General features: G+C 63.2%; 8 protein-coding genes. 4 read left to right on the top strand and 4 right to left on the bottom strand.

Annotation, left to right across the window (positions count from 1 at the left end; all coding sequences use genetic code 11):
- Positions 1 to 40: 40 nt before the first annotated feature.
- From BRAS3843_RS17155 to dctP, 3 genes are read right to left on the bottom strand one after another with little or no spacing between them, the layout of a single operon-like run.
- A complete protein-coding gene (locus BRAS3843_RS17155; RefSeq protein ID WP_008970232.1) occupies positions 41 to 1,399 on the bottom strand; it encodes a TRAP transporter large permease in 1,359 nt (452 codons plus the stop codon).
- A complete protein-coding gene (locus BRAS3843_RS17160) occupies positions 1,396 to 1,944 on the bottom strand; it encodes a TRAP transporter small permease (protein WP_008970233.1) in 549 nt (182 codons plus the stop codon). The genes BRAS3843_RS17155 and BRAS3843_RS17160 overlap by 4 nt, the downstream gene beginning before the upstream one ends.
- Positions 1,941 to 2,963, bottom strand: a complete 1,023-nt coding sequence (gene dctP / locus BRAS3843_RS17165; RefSeq protein ID WP_008970234.1) for a TRAP transporter substrate-binding protein DctP — start codon at positions 2,961 to 2,963, stop codon at positions 1,941 to 1,943. The genes BRAS3843_RS17160 and dctP overlap by 4 nt, the downstream gene beginning before the upstream one ends.
- A gap of 353 nt (positions 2,964 to 3,316) precedes the next feature.
- Between dctP and BRAS3843_RS17170 the strand changes: the two genes are divergently transcribed.
- Positions 3,317 to 3,550 (top strand): pentapeptide MXKDX repeat protein, encoded by a 234-nt coding sequence (locus BRAS3843_RS17170; RefSeq protein ID WP_008970235.1) that lies wholly within the window; start codon positions 3,317 to 3,319, stop codon positions 3,548 to 3,550.
- 268 nt (positions 3,551 to 3,818) lie between these two features.
- Here BRAS3843_RS17170 and BRAS3843_RS17175 read toward each other — a convergent pair whose 3' ends face one another.
- Positions 3,819 to 4,172 carry a DUF6481 family protein gene (locus BRAS3843_RS17175; protein ID WP_008970236.1) on the bottom strand — a complete coding sequence of 118 codons (354 nt, stop codon included), beginning with the start codon at positions 4,170 to 4,172 and terminating at the stop codon, positions 3,819 to 3,821.
- A gap of 309 nt (positions 4,173 to 4,481) precedes the next feature.
- Here BRAS3843_RS17175 and BRAS3843_RS17180 point away from each other — a divergent pair, with 309 nt between their 5' ends.
- The 3 genes from BRAS3843_RS17180 to BRAS3843_RS42190 form a co-directional block, all read left to right on the top strand.
- Positions 4,482 to 4,712, top strand: a complete 231-nt coding sequence (locus BRAS3843_RS17180) for a hypothetical protein (RefSeq protein ID WP_008970237.1) — start codon at positions 4,482 to 4,484, stop codon at positions 4,710 to 4,712.
- A 25-nt stretch (positions 4,713 to 4,737) separates the two neighbouring features.
- Positions 4,738 to 4,914, top strand: coding sequence for a hypothetical protein (locus tag BRAS3843_RS41560; RefSeq protein WP_175361131.1), 177 nt, complete (start codon positions 4,738 to 4,740; stop codon positions 4,912 to 4,914).
- A 253-nt stretch (positions 4,915 to 5,167) separates the two neighbouring features.
- Positions 5,168 to 5,886: hypothetical protein (locus BRAS3843_RS42190; RefSeq protein WP_035981970.1), on the top strand; the 719-nt coding region annotated here is incomplete at its 3' end.

Here is a 5,886-nt window from a genome sequence, read left to right on the forward strand (position 1 = left end):
TAGCGAATAGGGGGCACTTTACCTATTCGCCATTCGCGTTTTATCGGCTGAGGTCCGGCCCCATCACGAGGTCGGGCAGCACCGTCGAGATCTGCGGTACGAAGCAGAGCAGCAGCACCGCCCCCATCATCAGGAGCACGAAGGGCAGCGTGCCCCAGATCACCTCGCTCAAGGGAATGTCGGGGGCGACATTCCTGATCACGAAAATGTTCAAGCCCACCGGCGGATGGATCAGGCCCATTTCCATCACGATCGTCATCACCACGCCGAACCAGATGATGTCGAAATTCGCCGCCCGCAGCGGCGGCAGGATGATCGGCGCGGTCATCAGGATGATCGAAACCGGCGGCAGGAAGAAGCCGAGGACCACCACCATCAGCAGGATCGCTGCCAGTAGACCCCAGCGCGGCAGATGCATCGCGACGATCGATTCGGCTGCCGATTGCGAGATGTGCAGATAGCTCATCACGTAGGAATAGAGCAGTGACATGCCGATGATCAGCATCAGCATGGTCGATTCCCGCAGCGTCGCCTTCATGATCGGGGCGAGGTCCGTCGGCCGCCAGACGCTGTAGATCAGCGCGATCAACACCAGCGCCAGGATGCCGCCCAGGCCCGCCGTTTCCGACGGCGTGGCGAAGCCGCCATAGAGCGCGACCATCACGCCGGTCAGCAACAGCACGAACGGGATCACGCGCGGCAACACCGAAAAGCGCTGGGCGAGGGTGTAATCGTCCTTCGCTAGGATCGGCGACCAAGTGCCCGCCTTCTCGTAAGCGAGCTTGGCGTTGGCATATTCGTGCCGGAAGCGGATCACGGCATAGCCGCCGAACAGCAGCACCAGCAGCAGGCCCGGGCCGATGCCGGCGAGGAACAACCGTCCGAGCGATTTCTCGGCGGCGATCGCGAACAGGATCATCGTGATCGAAGGCGGCAGCAGGATTCCGAGCGTGCCGCCGGCGGCAATGATGCCGGCGGCAAAGCCGCCCGAATAGCCGCGCTTGCGCATCTCGGGAATGCCAGCCGAGCCGATGGCCGAGCAGGTCGCCGGCGACGACCCCGCCATGGCCGCGAACAGCGCGCAGGCAAAGACGTTGGCGACCCCGAGCCCGCCCGGCACCCGATGCAGCCATGCATGCAGCGCCGAGTAGAGATCCTGGCCGGCCCGCGAGCGACCGATCGCTGCGCCCTTCAGGATGAAGAGCGGGATCGACAGCAGCGTGATCGAGGCCATCTCCTCATAGACGTTTTGCGTCACCGTATCCAGGGATGCGGTCGGCATGTAGATCGCCATGAAAACGACCGCGACGGCACCGAGCGCAAAGGCGATCGGCATGCCGGAGAACATCGCGACCAGCGTCGCGACGGCGTAGGACAGCCCAATTCCGAAGACGCTCATCGGCGCGCTCCGGTCAACGGCTTTACGATCTGCAACAGGAGCTGCAGGCAGAGCAGGCTCATTCCGGCGGCCATGAGACAATAGGGAATAGCAAGGGGTGGAGACCACATCGAGTTGGAGACCTGACCGTCCTCCCAGGCCTCGTAGGTCAGGGTCCAGGACTTCCAGGTGAAGAACACGCAGAACAGAAAGCTCGCGACGTCGACGAGCCAAAGACGGATGCGATTCGCCAGCGGCGACAACAGCCCGACGAAAGCTTCGATGCTGACGTGACCGCGATGCTCCTGCACATAGGCCGCAGTCATGAACGTGGCGCCGACCAGCAGGAAGACGGCGGCCTCGTCCTGCCAATAATTGGCCGCCTTGAACAGGGCGCGGCCGATCACGCTGTAGCTTAAGATGACGCAGGCCGCGACCAGGGCGATCGCAGCGAACACGACAATGACGCGATTGAGCAACGCCAGGCCCCCTTCGAGTCCCGCCAGCGGGCCGCCAGCGGGAATCTCATGGGTTACCTCGCGATCCAGTGACGGACCGTGCGTCATGCTGCGACGTCGGATGCGAGCTTCAACAGTTTGCCGGCGGTCGCGGTCCGCGCGCCATAGTCCTTCCAGGCGGTATCGCGGGCAATGTCGCGCCACTTGTTGACAGTGTCGAGATCGAGCTCCACCACCTTGGCCCCGGCCTTCTCGTAGACCTTGGCGACCTCGATGTCGTCGTCCTGCGCGCCCTTGCGGCCAAACGTCTCAAGTTCGGCGCCGACAGCGAGGATGATGTCCTGTTGGTTTTTCGGCAGCTTGTCGAAGATCGCCTTCGACATCATCAGCGGCTCGAGCATGAACCAATAGGATGCCTTTGCGCCTGAGGTCAGGAATTTCGAGACTTCCTCCAGGCGGAACGAGATCAGGCTGGTCGACGAGGTGATGCCGGCGTCGCAGGCACCCGTCTGCATCGCCGTGTAGATTTCGTTGGAGGGCACGGACAGCACCGAGGCGCCCGCGGTCTGCAGCACCATGTCCATCTCACGCGAGCCGCCGCGGACCTTCAGGCCCTTGGCGTCCTCAGGAGCAACCAACGCGCGCGTGCGGCTGGCCACGCCGCCGGCCTGCCAGATCCAGCTCAGCAGGATGATGCCCTTGTCAGCGAGGAAATCGTTCACCGCCTTGCCGACCGGCGAGGTTTTCCAGCGCGCACCCTGATCGTAGGTTGTGACCAGGCCGGGCATCAGGGCGATGTTGGTCTCCGGGACCTCACCGCCTGCATAGGGCATCGGATAGAGGCTGATGTCGAGTGCGCCCTTACGCATCGCGGAGAACTGCGCGACCGTCTTGACCAGCGAGGAGTTCGGGTAGATTTCGGCCACCAGGTCGCCGCCGGAACGCTTGGTGACTTCGGCGGCAAACATCCGGCACAGCCGGTCGCGGAAATCTCCTGCTTCGATGGTGCCGCCGGGAAATTGGTGAGAAATCTTCAAGGTCGTTGCCGCGTGCGCGGTGCCAATTCCCAGACGCAGAATGGTTGGCGCAGCGAGCGCGGATGCAAGGACGTGGCGGCGTGAGAGCATGGTCTTCCCCTGGACAACTTCTGGTTGGTGGTCCGGCCGAAGCCGGATGATGAGGGACTTTACCCGGTTCTGCCGGAAATACCTCTCGTCAAATGACGAAGATCATTTGAGCTGGAACTGCAAGAGGCGAGATTGCTGCGGTGCACGCCAGCGACTCCATCCCGGCGCGCGGCCCGTACTAACATGCTCTTCACCGGCAGAATTGTGTCGTTATTCAGGAATTCCCGACGCTGCGGTCAAAAGTCGCTGATAGAAAAATTTCGGGACTACGTAACAAGCTCAGGTGCGCCGACGTCGATACCACGAGCGACATTCCGTCGCTCGCGAAATCATTCGTCAAGGAAGGATCAAACATGGCCACCCGGACCCGCATCGTGCTTGGAATTTGCGCCGCCGCTCTCTCGCTCAACGTCGCGCTCGCTCCGGTCGCCTTTGCCGAGGACAAGATGGGCAAGGACGACGCGATGAAGAAGGACACAATGCACGATGGCATGAAGAAGGACAGCATGTCGAAGGACGGCATGACGAAGGGCGATGCCATGTCCAAGGACAGCATGAAAAAAGACGACGGCATGAAGAAGAACTGAGGCGGCCATGCCTGCGGTGAGCCTGGGCGTAGCCAGGCTCACCCTGCGGCGATGCTCATGCCGCGGATCTGACCTTTAAGTCACCGTTGTCGGAACATGCGGGAGCCGCGCCTTGCGGACGCAGGTCCCTGCGCTGCTGCCTATCGCCTGAGCATTGCAGGCCGAAGCGGGTCATCCTTGAGCCATTTCACGGCGCGGGATAACTGATCTCGTCAGACAAGCCTCGATCTCACCGACGTGCCGTCGATGCTCGGGCTCCGCTGCGCCGCTATTTCTTCTTGCCGCGTGCTTTGCGCGCAGCATAGCGGGCATCGCGCTTCGCCTTCTGTTCGGCTTCGAGCGCAGCCAGGCGGGCCTCGGCTTCTTCGGCCTCGCGGGCGAGCCGCTCAGCCTCTGCGGCCTTCGCTTCCTCTTCCTGTCGCTTCTGCTCGGCCTTGGCGGCTTCGCGCTCCAAACGAGCCTGCTCGCGCCGGGCGGCAACAGCCTCGCGCTCGAGGCGCCGCTTCACGACTTCGGGATCGTCCGGGCTCGGCTGCGCGCGGAATTTCTCTAAAATGCTCTTGCGCGCGTCTTTTGCAGCCTTCTGCCGATCGGCAAATCCGGGTTCCTTAAATCCTCTCATCGAACGTGGTCACTTCGCGTAGCTGTTAGGGTTGATTGCTTGGGTTTGATTGTTTGAGGTTGATGGTCGTGTGGGGCTGTCACCGTCGAATCGCCACTCAGCGATCTCTTGATCAAGCCTAGCGGCGCGACGGGAGCCAGTGTGTACAGGATCGCACACCGGGATGACAATTGGTTTATCGTCATTGCAGCGCGGACCGCCGTGTTTATCTAAGCAGCCCCGCGGTGAGACAGATTCGCCGGGTGTGAATAAAATCACAAAAATTGGGCGCTGCGCGCAGTATCATTAGCGGGCCAAAGGAGCTCCGGCATGACCCCTCCGTCGTCGAGGCGCATCAGATTGGCGCTTGCCGTCGCTATCGCGGTTGTCGCTGCCGGTGCAAGCGTGATGGCGGCCGTGGTTGCGCATCCCAAATCGGTGGCAAGCCGTGTGATGGGAAGCGATTGGCAATGCCAGCAGTTGATGTGGCTGACCACGTGCACCTATGTTGGGCCGGCGACGCCGATCCATAAGGCCCATGTCGACTCGCGCGACGTGTGAGCTGACGTATGACCCGGAGCCTTCATTGACCGATCCGAACGCCGACAATGGCCGGCGAGGCGCAATCCTGGGACTGCTCATCGCCGCGGTGATTCTCGCCTTCGGTCTGTGGCTGGCGCATGATCTGACCGCCGCAAGCAAGCTGCAGGATTGCCTGATGTCCGGTCGAACCAACTGTAACGTGATCGAGCCCGCCCGCTGAGGTGATGCGCGGAGCCCGCTTTGCCAATCGTGGCCGAGATAAGGCGGATTGTTACAGCGGGCTGCGAAGCAAATCATGGACATAGCGCAGGAAGTTGAGATCCTGCTAAGGGATTCGCCGCAAAATCGTCGTGATCTTGCCGATCTGTCGGCATGCGAACCGGCAATGCTTCGTTCCAGTCCTTGAGAGAGATTTGCTGGCTCAAGGCATTGGCCCGGTGAACTTATCGGATAGGCGAGCGAGGAAGGCGAGAATGAGGGCATTCAACCGGAAGAGACTGTTGCTGCCGGTCGTGTCGCTTGTGGCGGCATTTTCGCTGTCCGCGCAGGCGCAGGAGCAAAATGGCCCGGGAGGTCGTCCCGGACCGCAGGGCAGGCCCGTGCCAAGCGCGCGCCCGACTGCCCCGGGCCCCGCTGCAGGGCATGCCACCGGGCCTGGGCAGGTACGTGCCGTCGGGCCTGGGCCGGTAGCACCCCGTCCGACCGGGCCCGTCGCTGGCCGCGGACCCGACGCCCGTTACGCGCGCGGCGCCATCGTGGCGCGCGACTTCGGCGGACACGCCTATCGCGGCCGCGTCGGCTGGGAAGGCGGACGCTGGCGCCACGAAATCCATGATGGCCGTGACGGCTGGTGGTGGGATGTCGGCGGGGTCTGGTACTACTACCCGGAGCGCTTGGACGGCCCGCCCACCTACATCTCCGAGGACTATGCCGACGATGTCGTCTATGCGCCGGCGGGGGCCTACGCGCCGCCTCCGCCGCCCGTCGCCTACGAACCGGCACCGCCTCCGCCGCCGGCAGATCCCGGCGCCAGCGCCCTCGGGGGCGCGATCGTGGGTGGCGTGCTCGGCGGCTTGCTGACGGGACGAGCGAGCGGGGCTGCAGCCGGCGCTGTGGTTGGTGGAGCGACCGGTGCGCTTGTCGGGGCGACGGCAGCGTCGCGTCCCGGCTATTATCTGTCCCAGAGCAATTG

Source organism: Bradyrhizobium sp. STM 3843, assembly GCF_000239815.1.
Lineage (GTDB): Bacteria > Pseudomonadota > Alphaproteobacteria > Rhizobiales > Xanthobacteraceae > Bradyrhizobium.